Raw genomic sequence first — 16,859 nt, 5'->3', positions numbered from 1 at the left:
TAAAAGGTCTACTATGATAGTCTTATCAATTGCTTTTTCGGAAGCTTGTAACTTAAGTTGTAGTTACTGCAATGTTGATAAGCTTTCCAAGAAATCAATCAATACAGATTTATTTTTTGAATCATATAAGAAGGTTCGCGCTGAAAATCCTGATGAGTTAATTCAGGTTGATTTCTACGGTGGCGAACCTCTTCTTCATTGGGATAAGATTGTTCGAGTAACTGAAGAATTAAAAAATGAAGATAATATTCAATTCTATATGCCAACGAACGGTCTGCTATTAGATCAAGAGAAAGTCGATTTTTTAAATGAAAATAACATTCGAGTTTCTCTTTCATATGATGGACTATGGCAAGATATCAATCGTAAACAGCATGATAATCGCGCAACAAGTTACTTATATGAAAAGAAGCTTCCGCTTATTAAACAACTTAATGATTTAAGCTGTCACACCATGATTTATGCAGGAAATAGTAATCTTCTTGAGAATCATCTCTTTATCAAAAAAGTTTTAAATCTAAATCCTGATCTTACTCTCATTAGAGATGTTGATGTTTGGACCTATGAGAGTGCAAATGATGTAAACAAAGGATTTAGTGAGCTTGTTGATTGGTATATTGAAAATGTTGATGATGTCGAGATGCCACAAATAATTCTCACTTACTTAAGACACATTCTTCGCTATACGGCCAAAGATATAACGATTGATTATTGCGGAGCAGGAGACACTCATTTATCTTTTTCAGAAGATAAGCTAATTGCCTGTAATCGCTTCAAAGATGACGACCTTTATTTAAAAATCCCAGAATATAAGAATATGGCCGCTTGTGAGAGCTGTAGTGTAAAAAAATTCTGTAGAAAAGGTTGTTTATATGAGAACATTAAGAACGAAGGACCTATTGAAAATATTTGCATAATGTATCGCCATTTTTATAAGGAAATACAACGCATGATTTCTGAAATTAGGTCTAATGAATATTTTACTAGAATCTTGAAAAGAGAAGTGTATGAATCTTAAAGCTCTAAATCGCAGTATGTTTTTGGCGGCTGAACATTTATTTGAAGCGGGTAAACATTTGATGCCAATTTCACCAGAATATGGTGAAAGGCTAATGCTCGAAGCAGATGAAATTCTTTCAATGATAAAGCCAGAAGTTGAGAAAGTATCAGATGAAAAGTTGGACGGAATTCTAGATGAAATCCTTAACGTGGAGATAGAATAATGGTCGCTTATAATTTTGAAAATCCAGCAAAAGCTAAAAAAAGATATGCAAAGAATTTCTTTACTTTAGAAATTACAACGTCGGCACTTTGTGACTTAAATTGTACTTATTGTTTCGAAGGTGAAAAAGTCGATAAGGCTCGTCTTGATAATGAGCTTCCTGTTATCTTTAAAAGAATTGATAGTATCCTTGCGGATAAAAATTGGTTCCAAGAAAAATATGATGGTTTAAACATATCTCTTTGGGGTGGAGAGCCAACTCTTAACCCTAATTTCATTATTGAGTTGATGAACAATTATCGTGACCACGATAATGTTGACTTTCACCTTTATACTAATGCTTTCAATATTCACAATATGAGAAAGATTATTGAAAATGTAGATACAAGCAAACTTCATGTACAGGTTTCCTATGATGGCCGTGCCGTTAATGACAGCTATCGTTTAATGAAGAATAAAAAGCCTTCGAGTAATCATGTTATTAATAACCTTTATGAGCTTGCTAATCTTGGGATTAATGTAAGTATGAAGGCAACTCTTCCTATTGATAGTATGGAGAATCTTTATTCATGTTGGGAAGATTATCATGACATTCAAAAGCTTCTTTGGAAGGTATCAAAAGATATTAATATTAGTTATTCTCCAACGATTGACTATATTACAAAATTTTCTCTTGATGAGAAAAAAGATGCCATCAAGGTTTTTAGGGCAGAGTTTTTAAAAATTGCAAAAAGAGAAATCGAGTTCTATAAAGAAAATGGTCGCTACCTATGTTCTTGGTTTGGTGGTGAAGATAACCGCAAGCATTGTTCTGCAGGTTATAATATGGCCGCTATTGATCAACGTGGAAATCTCTATGCTTGTCACGGAGCGATTTATTCAAAACATAAAGAAGAGTTAGCTTATAGCGATATCAATGATGATGCATTTGTTGAAAAAATAAGTGCATATACGCAAAAATTTGAAGAACCACTTAAGAAGATTCACAAAGATTGTCAGGATTGTGTTGCAACTACTTGTATGATTTGTCCTGTGGCAAGTCACGAGAAGAGTGAAAAAACAGACTTCTTTGAAAAATGGACTGATAATTGGGTTAACGAATTATGTGGTTTCTTTAAAACTTTTGGTGAGATTGATCGAGCTGTACAGAAGCATATATACTCTGTTGGTGTAATGACTACAGAAGAGTATATTGAAAAGGAGGTCACAAATGGCATGTAGTGGTGGACACTGTACCTTTCACAATACAGGAACAGCTACTTGTTCAGGGCACCGAGGTGTTTGTACGTCAAATAGAGGTGTAACCCTAAGTACTGGAGTTGCGACGGGTAATAAAGTTTTAAGTAGTCATATAACTAACTTAAGAAATAATATAGCTGCGGAGTTAGCACGATATCGTGTACACCCTTTTTATAATCCAGGAACTCCTTCGGCGTCACTTGGTGTTGGTGTTAGAATTACAAATGCCGCATCAGCATCAATGAATAACGAGATTAATGACCTTTCTCCTAATAATGATTCAACTGTAAGTTATACGCCAGCACCAACAGGTGTTTCTCCGGCCGATAATAGACCTCGTACCGCGGATGATCCTACTGCTGGTGGTTCATCGGGAGCGAGAACATGGAATAAGTATGGACAAAAAGTTGTTAGATCACATGTACAAGAATTATTGAATTACTATAATACAATTAGAGCAGATTGTATTTGTAACTCTGATTGTAATTGTAATGCTGTATGTTCATGTCACAATAATTGTGGATGTCACTATTAGATTTAAAAGGAATTAATTATGATGTTATATGATGTAGCTTCTGTAGAGGATCGTGGATCACACTGGTATGTAACGAATGTTTATCCTCATACCCTTGATCCTATTGAAAGACATGAGAAGTTATTAAATCTTTCAGCAGTATCTGCTTCTCTTATCAAAAGGGCCTTAGAAGAAGGCTATGAAGTAAGAATTGCAAAGCCAATTGAATTTAATGAAGTAATGCCTCATGAAATCAAAATTATCGAAGGTGATGCTAACGATTATAATTTTGCAAGAGAGTCCGCAATTAAAAAGGCCCGTATGGTCGTAACGCAGGATCTTGCTTCTGTAAGTGGTTATACTTTTTATAGCTATATGTGTTTAAATAATGAGCTTTGCGATAAGGGCTACTTTATTACTGCTGAAAACCGCGAGTCAAAATATTTAGAAATCTTAGAAACAGGTAATGAAGAACTTATTCAAAAATTAGAAGATTACCTGAATATGCGCGATCAGATTGAAAGAATCAGTGCTCTTAATAAGAAATTTGATCACTTTAGAAAAATCGTTAACGAAGAAGAGTGTACTGATAAAATCGACGAGCTTACAAATAAGTTCTTAGAGGATTATTATTCAACATTCTTCTAGAATTATTCTCTATTCGCAAAAAGATCACCGTAAAGTAAATGGAACATTATTTTACTGCTTCGAGTATTTCTTATTCTCAAGAGCTCGAAGCAGTGATGTGAAATTTGTCCTCTATAACTGCACCCAAGAAGAAAGAATCAACTGGATTAGTGTTTTCAAAGAAAGATACCATTTTCCGGATGAATATATTTCTGACTTTCTCGTTACTAATAGTGTTTATGATATTTTTAAATTAAAGCCTAAGCGTTGTATGATTCTTGATATTCATACGCTTAAACTTCTTGGAGAAACAATTCCATGTGACCTGGTGGTTTTTTCAAATGAAGGCCATGAAATGCGACGTTATGGGATGAAAAAGGTCAAGTATTACGGATTCTATGAATATCAAAATTTTGATGAGCAAGAACTTTTAAAATTCTCGTTTGGAAATTATAAAGATCTTAATACAGTTGATAACTATGTCTTTGTTAATACGCCATCTCTAGACTATACGAATGTTGTGATACCTGAGCTCTACAGGGATCGAAAACTAATTTATAAAATCGCTAATAAGCATCACGAAAATTTACACGAGAAATTTGATACAATGTTGTATTACCAATCTGGTAAAGTTGATACAAATAATCGTCTTGTTCCCGAAAGCCTTTATTATAAGAAGAAGGTCGAAATCTTTAAGAGTGTTATTCAAGACTCCGTAAATATGCGATATAATGATATCTTATTAAATGGATTTGAAGCTTATCACTTAACGGATGAAGATAAGTTAATTCAAGACTTTTTGGATTAATATGATTCTTAGATTAGATAAAGAAAATTATGATCTCTGGTTAACATATAGCTGGAGTGCAAATAATCATGGCCTATGTGGACATACATACGAGGTTATTGATTACTATCTTTTTTTGAAAGATTATATGCGAGTTGGAATTCTTCTTTGTGAAGATATTGATTGGCCTACATTTAGAGATTCTGTTGTTGGTAAATACATCATTTCAAATGAAGAGCTGTTGCAACTTGAAAAAGATACAATATTTGTTAATCGTCCTAATTTAGTACACGCTAATAATATTCTCTTTACTGATGGTGGTGCTAAATCACTTATGGGAAAACATATTCTTGCACAGAAGATATTTCACTTCGCCTGTGGTGATAAAGAACTTCAAGATAACGATAAAGATAATGTTTATATCTTACAAGATGCCCGTATTTATCGTGATTGTAAGAATGCTATTGATTACAAAAAACGTATCAATTTTGATCGTCTTAAAAAGCCTACAAAATCAAATCGTTGTAACTTGTTGTATGGCACAAAAAATTGTCGAAATATTCCGGATCAGATGTACTTGGAGCTCCTTGAGCAATTTGATGGTGATTTCATATGCTTAACTAATAGGGAAAATCGACCTGAAGGACGTTTAGAAGGCCTTTCTGAGCGTTTTGACTTCCCGGAAATGCCAATTCCAGACTTATTTGAAAAGTTTGATAGATATATCTATACGCCCGTCCCACGTAAGTTTGATTGCAGTCCTCGCATGATTGCAGAATGTAAATTTTTTGAAAAAGAGGTTGTGTATTATAATATAGACTACTGGGATGAAGATAAAGGCCTCTACTGGAGAAAGTGGGATATCGACAATGACTTTGAATCGATATTCTTAAAAGAGGGAGATCCCATACTAGAAATCTTGGGAGCACATATTGGATTATAATATTTTTAGCCACTCAGGATTGAAGCTAATAAATGATAAATTCAATAAAAGAGCGAAGCTCGATACGGGAACATTCTGTAATTATGAATGTTACTTTTGCTATTATCTTGATGATCTCGATAAAGTGACTCCATTAGAAACTATTAAAAAAAGAGCACAAAAGATCTATAACTGTGGAATGCGAGAAATTGATCTTAGTGGTGGAGAAAGTTCAGTCCACCGTGATTGGTTTGCTATTCTCGACTATTGCAAGGAAGTAGGTTTTACAAATATTTCAGCACTTACTAATGGTGCGAAGTTTGCAAACTTAGAATTCTGTAAAAAATCGCAAGAACATGGGTTAACGGAATTACTTTTTAGTCTTCACGGAGTTAATGAAGAAAATCATGATTCAATTGTTGGAAGAAAGGGTGCCTTTCGAAAAATGCTAAAGGCCATTTCAAATTGCCAAGAAATAGGCATTAGGGTTCGTATAAACTGTACTGTAACTGATAAGAATGCAGAACTACTCAATGAATATGTCGAATTAATCAATAAGATCATGCCTTATCAATTAAACTTCCTTCCTCTTAATTATTGGGAAGATGCTGATCGACTTGAGTCACAAAGTTATGAACATCTAAGTAAATATATTAAAAAGGCCATTGATAGTCTCAACAATAGTATTCAAATTAATGTCCGCTATATCCCATTTTGTTTTATGCAGGGGTATGAGAAATATGTCGTTGGTGTTTATCAGCATATTTATGATCGTAATGACTGGAATATTTATGCTTACGATGTGGAGAAAATTGAAGAGAAGGTTCTCGATACAAAAGAATATTTCGAAGTTGCCGCTCAAAAGAGAAAGCACACGTACACAAAAGGTAAGGAGTGTTTTAATTGTATGTACTTCTTTGTATGTGATGGCGTAGAAAAGAAAATTTCAAATGTACAAAAGGTCTATCCTGTTGATGGTGATAAAATTGATGATGTACAACATTATCGTCGTGGCCATTATCCAGAGTGTGACTATAAGTAGGTAAGTTATGGAAAAATTACCAAATTCATTAGCAAAAGAAGATATTCTTGAAATAGAACTCGAGTTGACAGGAACATGTAATCTCGACTGTCCACTTTGTTCACGAAGTTATTCAAATGCTAAGCATTTAGTTAAATATAATGAAAGACCAGCAAGTGAGATTATTGCTCAACTTGATGAATACCCAAATATTAAGATGTGCTGTATGGCCGGAATGATTTCTGAGCCAACACTCCATAAAGAATTCTTCACGATAATGGAATATTTAATTGGTCGTGAAATTGAAGTCGAGCTTTATTCGAATGCTTCTCTACATACGACAGATTGGTGGCGAAAGCTTGGTTCGATGATGAGTCCTAGAGATCACGTATTCTTTACAATTTGTGGATCAACTCAAGAACTACATGAAAAATATCGTGTTCGTTCTAATCTTCAACAAGTGTTAGACAATCATGCAGCTTTTAAAGAAGGATGTAAGTACGATATCGATTATCTACAGCATATCATGTTTGAATATAATGCTAAAGATTTTGAAAGTGATGCGATGAAAGAGATTCGCTCTCGCTTTAGTCGTGAGTATAATATTAATACTCTTCCATACAATGAAAGATTTGGTTTCATTAAAGATGAAAAAAATGACATTGCATTAACTGCAGATTTGGCAAAAAGTTATAACCTAATTTCTCGTCATGCTAAGAGACGTTACGAACGAAATAAATCTGGTGAAATTAAATGTCAGATGCGTTGTAAAAGTCTTGAAGAGAAATTTGTGGCCATTGATCAATGGGGTGAAATCTTTCCATGCTTTCTCTATCGTATCTATAATGTTGGTGAGAAATTTAATTTAGATTATTCAAAAATTAATCAATTTAAATATGACTTCTGCTATGAGTGTGAAGCCATGACGACAAAAATGCTAGAAGATATAGGTTTAGAGAGGATGGGGTAATGAGCTGTAAACAGACGACATTACATCGTAGTGAAATCTTAGAGCTTGAAATGGATCTAACGGGTACTTGTAATCTACGCTGTCCTCTGTGTACAAGAAACTACGCACATGCGGGTCATTTATTAAAACGTAATGTACGAAGCTATGAGCAAATAAAAGAACAATTAGATACCTTCACTAATCTTGAAGTTTTTTACATGGCCGGAAATATATCTGAGCCAACACTTCATCCTGAAGTTAAAGATATTTGTCGATACTTAGTCGAACGTGGTGTTGCTATCGAACTATTTACAAATGGTAGTACTCATAATCCTAAATGGTGGGCCGAACTAGGAGAGATACTATCATCAAATGATCGCATTTATTTTACTATTTGTGGCTCAACACAAGAGCTACACGAAAAATATCGTGTAGGTAGTAAACTTCAAGATATCTTGGATAATCATCAAGGATTTATTTCGACAAATAAAGAAGGGATCGATCATATACAGCATATTATGTTCAAATATAATCGTGAAGATTATGAAAGCGAGGCGATGAAGAACATAATTGCCCGCTTTAGTAAAACTTTTAATGTCGACACTGAAGGACAGCGAACATTTAATGAGTATGTAAAATCCTTTGATAAGGATTTAATACGTCCTGAAGATGAAAGAAAAAGAGCGATTGATGCTTTATTTAATATAAAACCATCACCAGGTGAGAGTGAGGATATTGAAATAAAATGCATGAGTCTTAGAGATCGTAAAATTTATATTGATCAATTTGGACAAATATCACCTTGTTATGGCCATGCTGAATATGAGGGACCAGGACATTTTTCTGGAGAAGTATTTGATTATGGTGAAGTATTAAGCTTTAAATTTAAAGACTGTTTTAAATGTGAAAGAAGAATTCAAAAATTAATTGATGTAATGGAGTTAGACTTTGTCTGCTAGTAATGATGCCCTTATTCGTAGTGAGAGAATTGAAATTGATCTCACAGGTACTTGTAATGCAAAGTGTCCTTTGTGTGCTCGTAACTATAAGCATATTGAAGTTAAATATAATGAGAGACACTTGAATGAGATTACTAATCAATTAGATCAGTTTCCAAATGCAAAGTATGTACATTTGGTAGGTGCTTTCTCTGAACCAACATTATATCGCTCTATTTTTGATCTTTGTCGTTATTTAAGAAAAAGAGATATCGCTATCGAAATATGTACAAATGGTGACACGCACAATCCTGAATGGTGGGCCGAGTTAGGTACGATATTAGGTCCTGATGATAGTGTCTACTTTACAGTTTGTGGTTCAACACAAGAGCTTCACGAAATCTATCGAGTTAATACTAGTCTTGCTAATATTAGGGCCAATGCGAAGGCCTTTCGTGAAACAAATCCCTATGGAATTGATTATATCCAACATATCTTATTCGATTACAATGCTGAAGATCTTGAAAATGGAAGTATGGATGAACTTTTAAATGAGTTTAGTAATATCAATTTGACGCAAACATTGTATCGCCGAGAAACAGAGGTATATAAGAACCCTTTTAATCTCGATAAAATGCTTATTACGCCTGAACTTAAGAGAAAGTATGATGTCATTATAAACTCGGCCAAGAAGAAATGGGGCGAGAAAGTTAGTGGTAGTAAAGATTATGATATCGATTGTCGCTCATTTCACAATAAAAGTATTCATATTGATCAGCATGGTACAGTCTTTCCATGTTATGTATGGCTTGAAGAAAGTCGCTTAGAAAAGTGGGATCTTGATTATAAAAAAATTCAAAATTTCGAATATGAATGTTGTCAAATTTGTGAAAAGAACTGCAAGCGACTAATGGATATGTGGGAGCTTGAGATTCTATAATGCAATATAATAAGTTTGTTGAATTCATAGAACTTAGTTTAAATAACAGCTGTAATTTACAGTGCCAGGGTTGTCCAAGCCTTAATCCTGGTCATAAAAATAGAAGAGAGCTCGATTTTTCAAAAGTCCTGCCTATAATCAAAAAATTTAACCCTAAAGAAGTTTTTGTCTGTGGTAATGATGGTGAACCATTAGAGCATAGTGATATTAATAATATCCTCATTTCATTGGGGGAAAATTTCTCACAAGATATCCTTATTGCAACTAATGGGGAAAACCTACTCAGTCTCGATGTGGATAAACTAAAAAAATATAAAAACATGGTCTTTCAGGTTGCCATTGATGGACCAAGACAAGAGATACATGAACTAACACGTTGTGGAAGTAGTTTTACTAAAGTTTTAAGTAATATTGAACAAACAAAAAACTTTTTAAATATTGAACCAATTTTTTCTAGGCATGAACTTAACGAAGAATATGCAATTGAAACTGCGGAATTAATAAATAAAAAATTTAGCCTGGATTTATTATTTAGAGATACTACATTAGTTACGAGAAAAATTAAGCCTCCAAGAAAGAGAAGTGTTAAAGGGAATATGGATTTTCTTTATGATAAGAAGTATTCAAAGCCTGTTGTGCCCTGGTTTAAAAGAATTTATATCAACTCTGATGGAAGTTGTTATCCGTGCGTTTCTTTTATTTATGCAAGTACAGAAGTAAAGCCAGTAAATATCTATTCATATGAGAGTACTTTTGAGTTTTTTTCTGATTTTATAAAATTTTCAAAAGAATTTTGTAACTGCTATCAAGCTCTAGGAAATACCACGCAGTGTAAACTTAATTGTGATTTTTATATGAATGATTTTGAATATGATGATTTAGAAAGTATTAAGGATATTTCGTGATTAAAAGTAATACCTCATTTGGTAAGTTAAACTCTATAATAGTTGGACGAGAACTTGAGATTAGTAAGCGTATCGCTGATTTTACTTTCCAGCACTTCTACGGAGAAAATTTAACACATGCAGTATATGATAGGCTAGAACATGCTGGTCAAGAATACTATGTGAATCATGATCTTCTATTAAAACGAAACAAACAGCTCGATGATTTGGCAAACACTTTTGAAAGACTTGGTATTGAAGTATATCGTCCTGAGCGATTGGGGCAGGTCGTAACAATTAAAACGCCTGATTATAAAACAGAGCTTTCAAGTGCCAGTAATGTACGTGATGTATCTTTGGTATATCGTGACTATATTATTGAAACTCCAACTTATGTAAGAAATAGATTTTTTGAAAATACCCTTTTGTATAATGTGTACAACGGATTATTTGATGGGGGACGCGGTGGAAAATGGATTCGCTCACCACACAATAAGTTAATTGAAGAAACTATGGATTTAAGTCCTTGGGATTCAGTAAGAGATTATGAAAATTTTGATCGTTCTAAATATACAATGGCCATTGATGGAGCACAATTTCTACGTATTGGGAAAGATGTCATTGTGAATGTTAATTCTTATAATCACTATCTAGGACTTGAATGGGTGAAGTCATTTTTTCCCGAGAGTGATTTCCATATTGTTAATGTAGCGGATAATCATATTGATGGTGTTCTCGTTTGCCTTAAGCCTGGTACATTTTTAGTAAATCCTAAGTATCGAAATATAAAAGATTTCTTGCCTGATAAATTTAAAAATTGGGATTGTTTATTTCCTGATGACTATAAGGCAGAGCCAGTTATTGAATCCGGTAAAACGGATATCGATATTCAACTTGCAAGTACACGTGGGATGGATATCAATATAGTAAGTGTTGATGAAGAAAATGTTTTAGTAAGTGAAAGTGCTGTAAATGTCATTGAACTTTTAGATAAGCATGGTTTTAAACCTCATCCTGTTAGATTAGAGAATTGTGAAATATTTGGTGGTGGGATACATTGCTCTACCCTGGATATAAATAGAGACGATGAATATATCGATTATACAAAGTAGTACATATGAAGATTGCACTTATAACAATGATTGAAAGTAATGGCCAAAGCACTAACGATGAGAAGGGGATTACTTTTGAAAATCAAAGACATTATGAAGATGAGGCGATTCTTTGTTTTGAGAATTGGCGAACTAACGCTGGTGAATTGAAGGATATTCCAATATATACTTATTGCCCAACTCACAATACTGTTTCGCAAAAGACTAAAGAGAAATTCAAGGAACTAGATGTTACCTATATAGAAAAGTATCACGAAGAAACAAAGTATTTTGAATCAGGTTTTGTGAATGTTCCTTTTTGTGGAATGCTTCTTGAACAGGAATTAGAGGAAGATATTCTAATTCATATTGATCTCGATATGAATTTAATTAAACCAATTGATCCAAATTTATTTGATGTCGTTTACAATGAAAATAAGATTGTTGTAGGGCAGTATGATGATATTTCTAAGAAAGACCAGCGTTTTATCGGAGAAGATTGGGATAATCCTCTCGATACTGGATTTATCATTTCTCGCCGCGAAAGTGAATTTTATAAATTTTTCTTTGAAGAACTTATGAAGCTTTATGAAACTAATGGTGATGAGCGTTGGCAAAAAAATTGTCAAAATGTAGAGAAGTACTTCTTGGAAGAATATGTAATAGAGAAGGCTTATAATGAAGGCCGACTAGATGTTTTTCCAATTCAGTATTATCAAGTAGGTGAAGGATATGCATCTATTTCTACTTTCCCTAAAGAAAAATTGAAGAATATCTACTTTTGGCATGAGCATCTTTATCCTAGCTCAAAGTATGATAAAGTTAGAGAGCGTATTGCCTACTTCAAAAGGATGAAGGAAGTCTAGATGGATATTGAACATATCATGCGAGAAAAAAAGATTGAATTTCTTTATGCAGCTCAAAAAAAGCTAAAAGAGGAATTTGATATCGATGTACCAGTCGGTACAGGATTTGGTAAGAGTAAAAGCTTTTATTTTATACCTGTAGGTAATCGTAAATATGTTTTTAAGCCGGCGCTTAAGTATCTTGTTACTGATGCTCCAGATATCGATCGTAAACTGAATTTTACTTTTGATGATCTCTTGAATAAATATCGTAAAGTAATGAATAAAAAAACAATTCTACCTACGCTTCTAGAAGAATCTGTGAGTTTTCTTGTTTTTGAATATTATCGCGAAGAAGATGGTTGGTTCAAGATGGATGATCTTAAAAAAAGCGATTGTGAAACAGTTGTAACCTTAACAAGAAATTTATGGGGAAGTGATCGAAATGTGCTTTTCCCTTTCTATAATCAACTCTATTCTAAAGTGTATAAGCATTTAGACAGCGGTGAAATTAAAATTGTCGATCTAAAATATGTTGAAATTCAAAAACGTCGACCAATTTTTATGTATATCTGCGATTATAATATAAATACAATATTTTATTTTGAAAAAAATCTCAATCCATTCTACGACTTAAAGGATATCTTGTCGCGAGAGTACCCTGTGTATGAAGCCCAAGAGAAAATTTTATATAAATAATGAAAATACCTCTTTTTCGTCCATATTCTAGTAGCTCATTACCAATGGAAATTAAAAGGGTGATTGAATCAGGTCACTGGACTGGTGGACGTGAAGTTAGCGAGGTTGAGAATATATTAGCTGAAACATTTAATTTTCCCAATTTTACTTGTACAAGTAGCGCTACTTCAGCCTTTGAAATTTTAATAGATACATTTTATCCTGATTCAAAGGTCAATATCGTTGTTCCAGTGAATACATTCGCAGCTACTGCAGAAGTACCTCGAAGATTAGGGCATAAGGTTATTTTCTGTGATGTAGATGTAAAAACAGGAATGATTGATATAGCGTCTCTAAAATTGATATTAAATTCTCATAAAGTTGATTGTGTTATTCCCGTATCAATTGGCGGGCATCTTTATGACAGAGAGAAGCTTAAAGAATTAAAACAAAGCTATGGATTTGATATTATTGAAGATTTAGCTCAACTTATTTATAAAGATTGTTTCGATCATTTTGTTGATGCAGCATTCTTTAGTTTTTATCCTAATAAAATACTATCATCGCCTGATGGAGGTGGTTTTGTTCTATCTGATGAAAGTAAATTAGAAGATTTACGTAAGGTTCGCTTGCATGGAATTAAGCGTATTTCTCCGATAGAATATGATATTGAATGTCTTGGCCGAAAAGCAAATATGACTGATCTTAGTGCAGTTATTTTGAAAGATCAGATATATGCTCTTGATGAAAAAATAAAACGTCGACAATCAAGAGTTGCTCGATATCAGAATCTTCTTAAGGATATTCCACAAATCTCTTGTTTAGATCATAGTGAAAATATTATTTCCTCTCTTTTTGTCATACATGCTAAAAATAGAAAAGAGCTTCAAATTCATTTGGCTGATAATGGAGTCCAAACATCTATTCACTTTAAACCTCTTCATTTACATTCATATTGGAAAAAAGATGAGTTAGTGTTTTCAGGTGCTGAAAGCTATTACTCTACATCTTTAAGCTTACCTTTTTACGAAACTCTCGAAGATAATGAAATAAGTTACATCGTGGAGCTTATAGCTAAATTTTATTCTAATTAATAATACGCTCGATGTAGAAGGACTCAGCTAATAATTTCCCGCACTTTGTGCCTTCTGTTTTTGCGAGAACTTCTAAATTTTCAATCGAACGAGGATGAGGGAAGGCATGCAATTCACTTTCGTAAGCGCACATGGCCTTAATCTTTATTTTCAAGTCCTCACTATCTATTGAATTGAAATAGTTTTTTCTTGTTTGTTGATATTGCGAAGATTGAAATTCAATACTTGAAGGTATATCAAAAGAAAAAATATGGGTGGTTAAATTCTCTGGTAGTGCTCTAAAAGCAGTTAATACTGCTTTATTGGTGATTTGATGATCAATATTCAAATCATTAGATGAGTGTGTGTAGACAATATTGGGACAAAATTCTTTTTTAACAGATTCTATCTTCTGTATTATGTCGATGAGCTCATGGCCATCTAGGCGATTGTCTTTAAAATCTAACTTTTTAAATTTTTCTACTCCTAGGATATTCATGGCCTTTAGGAATTCTTGATGACGGTTTTCTACATCTTTCCCTTGTGCAGAAGTACTGTCCGTTAGGACTAGTATGAATACTTCATCACCACAATTAATATGTTTATTAATTGTTGCTCCACAACCTAGTACTTCATCATCTGCATGGGCAACTACTACTAATACTTTGTTTTTCATGGCGCTACCTTTTCAAAACTCCAATAATCATCACACTGGCAGACTTCAAAAGGGCATGTGATTGCTGTCGTTTTAAAGTCACAAGTTAGAATGTGTTTTTTCGTGTTTTTACAAGCATAGGATACTTGAGCATCATAATGAATGATAAATGCCCTAATGTCACACCTCCAACCTTTAAGCCTATTATAACCATGATTTAAAAAATCTGATTTAGAAAGGTGGTGAATCGAGTTTTTTAATTTTATTAAGGTTGTTTCTTTATTTTCTAGTAGAGTTATTTTAGCTTCACATTCTTTTATAAAGGATTCGATTACTTCTTGATATGCTTCATATGAAACTTGTTGTTGTGTCTCATTGTGTAGTCTTATGCAATTTAAAGTTAATTTTTTATTTGAAGCTAGTCGGTATAAATCATCAAATATATTCTTATATTGATTATACTCATCTATTTTATTAGTGAATAGAAAGGCAATATCAATTTTATACTGGCCAGATAGAATATCCGCTTTTTTTACAAAATCTTTGTTTGGGTATTCAGGGTGAAAACTTGCAGTGATTTTGATTTTGTTATTCTTAGGTATTTTAGACCAAAAATTCTCAGGTTTTACAAAATTTGTAACTATTCTAATTTCTCTTAATTTTTCAATCTTAATTAATTCTTCAATTATTTCTAGGAAATTTGGGTGTAGAGTGGGTTCACCACCAATTAAATTAATGATGAAGTCTTCTTCTATTGCCTTGAGTTTCTTTAAAACGATTTTACTTAATGTTGTATAATTAGTGTCACTTGTAAAAGGTCTGTAATAGCAATAACTACAGTCAAATTGACAATGAGATACCATCTCCCAATTTATGTTTAGAGGGGATCCTTCTCCAATAGCAATAATGTCTTGATTGTTATATTGCATTTTTGAGTTCCTCAATTGCGATTCGTCCGCTCCCATATATATTAGTAATACCTTTTTGTTTTAAGACTTCTTTATATAATGGCGCTTCGTAATTATATGGAAAACAAAAGTCTTTGATTTGAATTCCTTTCTTCTCGAATTCACTTATCATCGTGTCGGTATCATTTTTTAAGTGACTATGTAGTTCTTTTAAACTTATATTTTTTCTTAGATCTTTATGTTTATGAGAGTGGCCACCTATATAGCAATTTGCTGTATTTGCTATTTCTTTAATTTGGCTCCATTTCATATAATTATTTGTTACTTTATTCTTAAAGAAAAGCTCATGTGCCCTTGCACATGGAATTGTCTCTTTATTTTGAATTTCGTCTTCTGGAGAAATTATATTTGTAGAAATAAAAAAGATTTTTGGTGTGTCAAATTTTAAGAAATGCTCTAAGTATTTGTACTGAGAATAAAGACCATCATCAAATGTAATGATATATTCTGAAAGATCCAAATTAAGCATCCATTCATATACTTCATGAATCATTAATATAGGTTTATCCAATTTATTCATCATAACCTTGCACTATGTCTTTAATTATTTCTTGAAGTGTAACTTTAGGAGTATAGAAGCTTTTTAGTTTTTCAATATTTGGAGATCTCTTCAAAATATCTTTTGAATTCTTACTATACTCATGGTTAAAAGGTATCTTTTCTATTTTTATACTTTTATCTAATGTTAACTTGATTTGAGTTGCTAATTCTTCGATCGTGACTCGATTTTTATCATTTCCAATATTAATTGTCTGATTATCAAATCGATCTTCGTTGATAAGATATTTCATTGCGCTGATAAGGTCCTTAACGTGGCAAAACGCCCTCGTTTGTTTTCCGTCTCCAAATATTTGTATTCTTCCATCTCTTTTAGCATCCCTAACCATTTTAGGAATAACCATGCCATACTCAGGTGATTGTCCTGGTCCTGTTACATTAAATAGTCTTAAAATAATATGTGGAATTTCGTGACTCTTGATTAAGAACTCTGTCATAAGCTTGTTGCAGGCATATCCCCATCTAAGTGTATCGGGAGAGCCTATTTGTAGATTTTGCTCTTCTTTACAATCCTCTTGGTTACCGTAAACCTCAGAACTTGATGCAAAGATCAACCTTGTTTTGAATTTGGCCAAAAGTGGTAGTAGATCGTGATTTATCTTGTTCTCATTAATGATTGCATCTCTAGGTGATTGATCAATTTTTTTTACTCCTACAGCGGCAGCAAAGTGACAAAAAATTGTGGTGTCTTTTAGTTCAGTATTAAGCCAGATTTTATCCTCTTCAGACATATTGGCCAAGTCCATATTTTTGTACGAGATTTCACCACATATACGTGCTAAATCGTCTATTGTAAGGACGTTTGTCGATAAATTGTCGATTATCGTGATGTCGAATTCTTGAAAGAAATTCTTGGCGATTTCGCTACCAAGGAAGCCAAGGCCACCACTTACTATCATTTTACGTCTGGTCATAAATTCAGCCACTTGCAGTAATTTTATCTATTGG

20 protein-coding genes are annotated in these 16,859 nt (G+C 33.1%); 16 read left to right on the top strand and 4 right to left on the bottom strand.

Translation table 11 applies throughout. The annotated features are described in order from the left end of the window. Positions 1–13 precede the first annotated feature (13 nt). The 16 genes from ACMAYX_RS12630 to ACMAYX_RS12555 all read left to right on the top strand — a co-directional run bounded on the left by ACMAYX_RS12630 (position 14) and on the right by ACMAYX_RS12555 (position 13,751). Positions 14–1,018 carry a radical SAM protein gene (locus ACMAYX_RS12630; RefSeq protein WP_103218760.1) on the top strand — a complete coding sequence of 335 codons (1,005 nt, stop codon included), beginning with the start codon at positions 14–16 and terminating at the stop codon, positions 1,016–1,018. Further along, complete coding sequence (locus ACMAYX_RS12625; RefSeq protein WP_103218761.1) at positions 1,008–1,223, top strand: hypothetical protein; 216 nt, start codon at positions 1,008–1,010, stop codon at positions 1,221–1,223. The genes ACMAYX_RS12630 and ACMAYX_RS12625 overlap by 11 nt, the downstream gene beginning before the upstream one ends. Continuing rightward, positions 1,223–2,443: a radical SAM protein gene (locus ACMAYX_RS12620; protein WP_103218762.1), complete on the top strand. Its 1,221-nt coding sequence runs from the start codon at positions 1,223–1,225 to the stop codon at positions 2,441–2,443. The genes ACMAYX_RS12625 and ACMAYX_RS12620 overlap by 1 nt, the downstream gene beginning before the upstream one ends. After that, on the top strand, positions 2,433–2,996 hold the full coding sequence (locus tag ACMAYX_RS12615) for a hypothetical protein (RefSeq protein ID WP_103218763.1): 564 nt from the start codon (positions 2,433–2,435) through the stop codon (positions 2,994–2,996). The genes ACMAYX_RS12620 and ACMAYX_RS12615 overlap by 11 nt, the downstream gene beginning before the upstream one ends. An 18-nt stretch (positions 2,997–3,014) precedes the next feature. Further along, complete coding sequence (locus tag ACMAYX_RS12610) at positions 3,015–3,623, top strand: hypothetical protein (protein ID WP_103218764.1); 609 nt, start codon at positions 3,015–3,017, stop codon at positions 3,621–3,623. A gap of 97 nt (positions 3,624–3,720) precedes the next feature. Next, complete coding sequence (locus tag ACMAYX_RS12605; RefSeq protein ID WP_103218765.1) at positions 3,721–4,410, top strand: hypothetical protein; 690 nt, start codon at positions 3,721–3,723, stop codon at positions 4,408–4,410. Between the two features lies 1 nt (position 4,411). Next, positions 4,412–5,332, top strand: a complete 921-nt coding sequence (locus ACMAYX_RS12600; RefSeq protein WP_412472023.1) for a hypothetical protein — start codon at positions 4,412–4,414, stop codon at positions 5,330–5,332. Then, positions 5,322–6,353, top strand: a complete 1,032-nt coding sequence (locus tag ACMAYX_RS12595; protein ID WP_392990551.1) for a radical SAM protein — start codon at positions 5,322–5,324, stop codon at positions 6,351–6,353. Before ACMAYX_RS12600 ends, ACMAYX_RS12595 begins: the two co-directional genes overlap by 11 nt. A 7-nt stretch (positions 6,354–6,360) precedes the next feature. Beyond that, a complete protein-coding gene (locus ACMAYX_RS12590; protein WP_412470010.1) occupies positions 6,361–7,302 on the top strand; it encodes a radical SAM protein in 942 nt (313 codons plus the stop codon). After that, a complete protein-coding gene (locus ACMAYX_RS12585) occupies positions 7,302–8,240 on the top strand; it encodes a radical SAM protein (protein ID WP_412463064.1) in 939 nt (312 codons plus the stop codon). The genes ACMAYX_RS12590 and ACMAYX_RS12585 overlap by 1 nt, the downstream gene beginning before the upstream one ends. Beyond that, on the top strand, positions 8,230–9,159 hold the full coding sequence (locus ACMAYX_RS12580) for a radical SAM protein (RefSeq protein WP_392990557.1): 930 nt from the start codon (positions 8,230–8,232) through the stop codon (positions 9,157–9,159). The genes ACMAYX_RS12585 and ACMAYX_RS12580 overlap by 11 nt, the downstream gene beginning before the upstream one ends. Next, the gene (locus ACMAYX_RS12575) at positions 9,159–10,064 is read left to right on the top strand and encodes a radical SAM protein (RefSeq protein WP_412472022.1); all 906 of its coding nucleotides are present in this window, start codon (positions 9,159–9,161) and stop codon (positions 10,062–10,064) included. Before ACMAYX_RS12580 ends, ACMAYX_RS12575 begins: the two co-directional genes overlap by 1 nt. Continuing rightward, complete coding sequence (locus tag ACMAYX_RS12570; RefSeq protein ID WP_103218772.1) at positions 10,061–11,155, top strand: hypothetical protein; 1,095 nt, start codon at positions 10,061–10,063, stop codon at positions 11,153–11,155. Before ACMAYX_RS12575 ends, ACMAYX_RS12570 begins: the two co-directional genes overlap by 4 nt. Positions 11,156–11,160: 5 nt before the next feature. Further along, a complete protein-coding gene (locus ACMAYX_RS12565; protein ID WP_412463062.1) occupies positions 11,161–12,000 on the top strand; it encodes a hypothetical protein in 840 nt (279 codons plus the stop codon). Continuing rightward, a complete protein-coding gene (locus ACMAYX_RS12560; RefSeq protein ID WP_412472021.1) occupies positions 12,001–12,678 on the top strand; it encodes a hypothetical protein in 678 nt (225 codons plus the stop codon). It abuts the gene before it with no gap. Continuing rightward, positions 12,678–13,751: a DegT/DnrJ/EryC1/StrS family aminotransferase gene (locus tag ACMAYX_RS12555; protein ID WP_412472020.1), complete on the top strand. Its 1,074-nt coding sequence runs from the start codon at positions 12,678–12,680 to the stop codon at positions 13,749–13,751. Before ACMAYX_RS12560 ends, ACMAYX_RS12555 begins: the two co-directional genes overlap by 1 nt. Here the strand turns inward: ACMAYX_RS12555 and ACMAYX_RS12550 are convergent. From ACMAYX_RS12550 to ACMAYX_RS12535, 4 genes are read right to left on the bottom strand one after another with little or no spacing between them, the layout of a single operon-like run. After that, positions 13,744–14,406 (bottom strand): PIG-L deacetylase family protein, encoded by a 663-nt coding sequence (locus ACMAYX_RS12550; protein WP_412472019.1) that lies wholly within the window; start codon positions 14,404–14,406, stop codon positions 13,744–13,746. The two genes, ACMAYX_RS12555 and ACMAYX_RS12550, sit on opposite strands and share 8 nt — an antisense overlap. Further along, positions 14,403–15,314 carry a radical SAM protein gene (locus ACMAYX_RS12545; protein ID WP_412470007.1) on the bottom strand — a complete coding sequence of 304 codons (912 nt, stop codon included), beginning with the start codon at positions 15,312–15,314 and terminating at the stop codon, positions 14,403–14,405. The genes ACMAYX_RS12550 and ACMAYX_RS12545 overlap by 4 nt, the downstream gene beginning before the upstream one ends. Further along, the gene (locus ACMAYX_RS12540; protein WP_412463058.1) at positions 15,304–15,876 is read right to left on the bottom strand and encodes a polysaccharide deacetylase family protein; all 573 of its coding nucleotides are present in this window, start codon (positions 15,874–15,876) and stop codon (positions 15,304–15,306) included. Before ACMAYX_RS12540 ends, ACMAYX_RS12545 begins: the two co-directional genes overlap by 11 nt. Then, a complete protein-coding gene (locus tag ACMAYX_RS12535; RefSeq protein WP_412470006.1) occupies positions 15,866–16,825 on the bottom strand; it encodes an NAD-dependent epimerase/dehydratase family protein in 960 nt (319 codons plus the stop codon). Before ACMAYX_RS12535 ends, ACMAYX_RS12540 begins: the two co-directional genes overlap by 11 nt. Positions 16,826–16,859 lie beyond the last annotated feature (34 nt).

Origin of the sequence: Halobacteriovorax sp. RT-2-3 (assembly GCF_047085075.1) — a bacterium.
Lineage (GTDB): Bacteria > Bdellovibrionota > Bacteriovoracia > Bacteriovoracales > Bacteriovoracaceae > Halobacteriovorax_A.
The sequence above is the reverse complement of the archived record's forward strand: the minus strand, read 5'-3'. Positions and strand labels throughout refer to the sequence as shown.

What these genes read in the sequence shown, in the direction of transcription:
- ACMAYX_RS12625 (WP_103218761.1), top strand. Translation starts at nt 1,008, where the DNA reads ATGAATCTTAAAGCTCTAAATCGCAGTATGTTTTTGGCGGCTGAACAT.
- ACMAYX_RS12560 (WP_412472021.1), top strand. Translation starts at nt 12,001, where the DNA reads ATGGATATTGAACATATCATGCGAGAAAAAAAGATTGAATTTCTTTAT.
- ACMAYX_RS12600 (WP_412472023.1), top strand. Translation starts at nt 4,412, where the DNA reads ATGATTCTTAGATTAGATAAAGAAAATTATGATCTCTGGTTAACATAT.
- ACMAYX_RS12630 (WP_103218760.1), top strand. Translation starts at nt 14, where the DNA reads ATGATAGTCTTATCAATTGCTTTTTCGGAAGCTTGTAACTTAAGTTGT.
- ACMAYX_RS12535 (WP_412470006.1), bottom strand. Translation starts at nt 16,825, where the DNA reads ATGACCAGACGTAAAATGATAGTAAGTGGTGGCCTTGGCTTCCTTGGT.
- ACMAYX_RS12565 (WP_412463062.1), top strand. Translation starts at nt 11,161, where the DNA reads ATGAAGATTGCACTTATAACAATGATTGAAAGTAATGGCCAAAGCACT.
- ACMAYX_RS12615 (WP_103218763.1), top strand. Translation starts at nt 2,433, where the DNA reads ATGGCATGTAGTGGTGGACACTGTACCTTTCACAATACAGGAACAGCT.
- ACMAYX_RS12585 (WP_412463064.1), top strand. Translation starts at nt 7,302, where the DNA reads ATGAGCTGTAAACAGACGACATTACATCGTAGTGAAATCTTAGAGCTT.
- ACMAYX_RS12555 (WP_412472020.1), top strand. Translation starts at nt 12,678, where the DNA reads ATGAAAATACCTCTTTTTCGTCCATATTCTAGTAGCTCATTACCAATG.
- ACMAYX_RS12610 (WP_103218764.1), top strand. Translation starts at nt 3,015, where the DNA reads ATGATGTTATATGATGTAGCTTCTGTAGAGGATCGTGGATCACACTGG.
- ACMAYX_RS12620 (WP_103218762.1), top strand. Translation starts at nt 1,223, where the DNA reads ATGGTCGCTTATAATTTTGAAAATCCAGCAAAAGCTAAAAAAAGATAT.
- ACMAYX_RS12545 (WP_412470007.1), bottom strand. Translation starts at nt 15,314, where the DNA reads ATGCAATATAACAATCAAGACATTATTGCTATTGGAGAAGGATCCCCT.
- ACMAYX_RS12540 (WP_412463058.1), bottom strand. Translation starts at nt 15,876, where the DNA reads ATGATGAATAAATTGGATAAACCTATATTAATGATTCATGAAGTATAT.
- ACMAYX_RS12575 (WP_412472022.1), top strand. Translation starts at nt 9,159, where the DNA reads ATGCAATATAATAAGTTTGTTGAATTCATAGAACTTAGTTTAAATAAC.
- ACMAYX_RS12590 (WP_412470010.1), top strand. Translation starts at nt 6,361, where the DNA reads ATGGAAAAATTACCAAATTCATTAGCAAAAGAAGATATTCTTGAAATA.
- ACMAYX_RS12550 (WP_412472019.1), bottom strand. Translation starts at nt 14,406, where the DNA reads ATGAAAAACAAAGTATTAGTAGTAGTTGCCCATGCAGATGATGAAGTA.